Annotated in this window: 2 protein-coding genes and 1 pseudogene; 2 read left to right on the top strand and 1 reads right to left on the bottom strand. The window is 56.7% G+C overall.

Going from position 1 to position 3,013, the window contains the following annotated elements; translation table 11 throughout:
• Together GIW04_RS29395 and GIW04_RS29390 are read left to right on the top strand one after the other, a co-directional pair.
• A pseudogene (locus GIW04_RS29395) lies at positions 1 to 346 on the top strand (ABC transporter substrate-binding protein); the annotation flags it as partial.
• Positions 343 to 1,104: an ABC transporter permease gene (locus GIW04_RS29390; RefSeq protein WP_236479504.1), complete on the top strand. Its 762-nt coding sequence runs from the start codon at positions 343 to 345 to the stop codon at positions 1,102 to 1,104. The pseudogene GIW04_RS29395 and the gene GIW04_RS29390, both read left to right, overlap by 4 nt.
• Positions 1,105 to 1,154: 50 nt before the next feature.
• On the opposite strand, the gene GIW04_RS29385 is transcribed toward GIW04_RS29390, so the two are convergent.
• Positions 1,155 to 2,882, bottom strand: a complete 1,728-nt coding sequence (locus GIW04_RS29385; RefSeq protein ID WP_236479502.1) for a membrane-targeted effector domain-containing toxin — start codon at positions 2,880 to 2,882, stop codon at positions 1,155 to 1,157.
• Positions 2,883 to 3,013 lie beyond the last annotated feature (131 nt).

Here is a 3,013-nt window from a genome sequence, read left to right as displayed (position 1 = left end):
CTACACGCCCCATGCCGAGCCGGTGTTGAGCAAAGTCCTGGCGCCTGCGGCCAGCGACCGCGCCGGCTATGTTGCCGACGGCGCAATCCAGCACGCCAACTGGGACGAGCATCGCATCGACTTCCAACCGTACCCGTTCCCCAGCTACACCGAAGAACTGGTGCGGCGCTTGAAGGACACCTTGATCGAAGGCGATAAAAAGTTTCTCGCAGACCTGGACCCAGCCTTCGTCGCCAAGGACCTGGTGGACGACCGTTTCGTGCGCAAGGCGATCGAAGCCGTGGGCGGCATGCAGACCTTCGGTTTGCCGGACGGCTATGAGCGGCACGAGGAGATCGGCGTTTGAACAACAGCAGAATCCCCGGCTGGCGGCTGGGGCTGAGTGGCTTGGCGGGGTTGTTGGTGCTGTGGTGGCTGGGCGTGAAAGTCTTTGGCGAGGCCGATGGCCTGTCGGCGCGCTTTTCCCTGGCGGCCACCGCGAGCAGCCTGTGGGAATTGCTCGGACGCAGTGAGTTGTACCTGCACATCGCCGTCAGCTTGAAGCGTATTTTTGTCGGGTTGTTTCTCGCGTTGTTAGTGGGAGTACCCCTCGGGTTGCTGGTGGGCAGTTCGCGTAACCTGGAGGCGGCGACAACGCCGGCGTTCCAGTTTCTGCGGATGATTTCGCCACTGTCGTGGATGCCTATCGTGGTGATGCTGATGGGCGTGGGCGACCAGCCTATCTACTTCCTGCTGGCCTTCGCGGCTGTCTGGCCGATCATGCTCAACACCGCAGCCGGCGTGCGTCAGCTCGACCCGCGCTGGTTGCAACTGAGCAAGAGCTTGAGCGCCACGCGTTGGGAAACATTGCGTCGGGTGGTCATTCCTGGCGTGGTGGGGCATGTGCTGACCGGCGTGCGCCTGGCCATCGGTATTCTGTGGATCGTCCTGGTGCCCTGCGAAATGCTCGGGGTCAGCGCGGGCCTGGGGTATTACATCCTTGATACCCGCGATCGTCTGGCGTACTCGGAGTTGATGGCGATGGTAGTGGTCATCGGGTTGCTGGGGTTTGCACTGGATGCGTTTGCGCGTTGGGTGCACCAGCGGTGGGTGCATGGCGGCTGATGATTTTGATCGTTGCCTGCGTGCTGCGCAGGCAACTATTTAACGTGTTGTCAGGTTGCTGGCGAATAGATTTGCAGGTCTCCCGCCAGATCGTTGTCAGCGTTCAGGGTGCCCATCGGCCCCGGTTTAATATCCTTGGAGTTCGTGCCGTAGCCCACCTTCATGCCTGTTCGTTCGTAAACACCGATACCGATCCCTCCGGTCGCTTCAGCCAGGCCGGTGACGCCTTGAGTGGTGTTGATGTGCTGGCGTCCTACCAGGGCGACCACTTTGCCTTTGTGTTTGTGTTGTTCAATGACGCGTGCCGCGTAGTAGTTAAACTCCTTGAGTCTTTTCAGGTTTCGTTGGGTTGTGCTTAGCTTCGTGTAAGCATTCCGGTCATGTCGGTGACGCGTCAGATAAAAGTGATCGAGTGGTACGACTTCTATTCCGGCGTCCTGGAATTTTTTGATCAGCGTTTGCAGATTGTATTGAGGGTGAGCTGGTCTCAGGTTGGGGCCTGTATGGCCCATGCCATCGTCCTTGAGTAATCCACGGTTGTCATAGACGACACCCTCAATGCCGACCACCTTCACATTTTTGCGTTTGAACAGCTCTATGCTCGCGTCAATTTCGCGGAACATGGCCAGATGCTGGTGGCTCTCCCCAAATATCACCACATCCGAATTGTCCAAGGCTTTTTCAATCAGGTCGGGCACTTTGTCGTAGGGTTTCGTTTCCGGAATCGTGGGGCGGTTCGGTGGGTCTAAAGGGTCCAGTTTTTGATGGAAGTCATTCATTTCTGCTTCGAATCGTTGTTCTGTCGGTTTCCTCCGGCTCGGTGTGAAATGGCCTTCGTTGGGACGGCCTTTAATGTGTACGACGTATTCTTCTTTGATGGAGTCCAGATGATCGGTTTTGTTTACGATCACTGGTGTTGTTGGCGTTCTTGCATCGATGTTCGGCGTTTTTTCGATGGGTTTTTTGTAGGGGTGAAATCGGCTGTTTTGACGAGCGCTCACTTGCCCACGGGGGGAGAAGTCCGCGCGGGGTGAGGGTGGCATCAGTGTATGCACCGGATCGAAATCCTGAGGTGCACCGAAAGCTTTCTGTTTATGCGCATCGTATGCATACCAACGCCCATCCCGCTTGACCGCCATGCCCTCGACACTGTTCCCGCTGACTTTAAAAGTGCCCGTTGCGGCCGCCTCATAGCGGCTTGCGGCGCTGATCAGCGCTTCGCGGTTTGCGGTACCCTTGAGGGAGCCCATCAGGCCGGCTATCGCTTCTGTGCCTTCGTAAATGGTTTTGCCCGCGCCTTTTAGCAGATCGCCCACGCCGTTTAACGGGTTCAGCTCCTTGAGCAGAGACGGCACCATGATTTTCGTGACCTTGAGCGCCTTGCTGACCGCAGATCCAGCAGTACCCAGCACTTTGCCAATCTTGGCCGCCATGCCTACGCCAGCAGTGACAAAACCGAAAACGTCAAAGGCGACGTCCGTGATGCCTTCCCCATAGTTGCCCTCCATGAAGTTGACGATTGCAGAACGGAAGGGAATAAGGTTGAGGAAAAACTCTGTGACGTGGGTCAGTATTTCTTGGTTGCTCTCAAAGGTCGTGGTTCCCGCGGCGGCTTTCTTGATGGCCGGGTTATCCAGTTCCAATGCCTTGATCACCGAGTCGGCAATATGATGACTGCGCGGGATCACGAGCATATAAGGCTGCTCAGCGGTGGAGGGCTGTTCGCGATCAAGTTCACTTTCCTTGAAATCACTGAGGTCGATTCGCGAAACCGGCACGGGTTTGTTCGGGAGAAAATCGAGCAGTGTTTGCCAGCCGTCAACGCGTTTGGCATTGGCTCTGTCTGGATAGAATGGCTACTCCCTGATCAACTCATTGGCAAACGCTTCGGGGGCTTTCGGTGTTTTTC

The organism is Pseudomonas sp. PA-4-8C (genome assembly GCF_021606625.1).
GTDB classification, from domain to species: Bacteria; Pseudomonadota; Gammaproteobacteria; order Pseudomonadales; family Pseudomonadaceae; genus Aquipseudomonas; species Aquipseudomonas lactis.
This window is presented reverse-complemented; position numbering and strand designations above follow the sequence as displayed.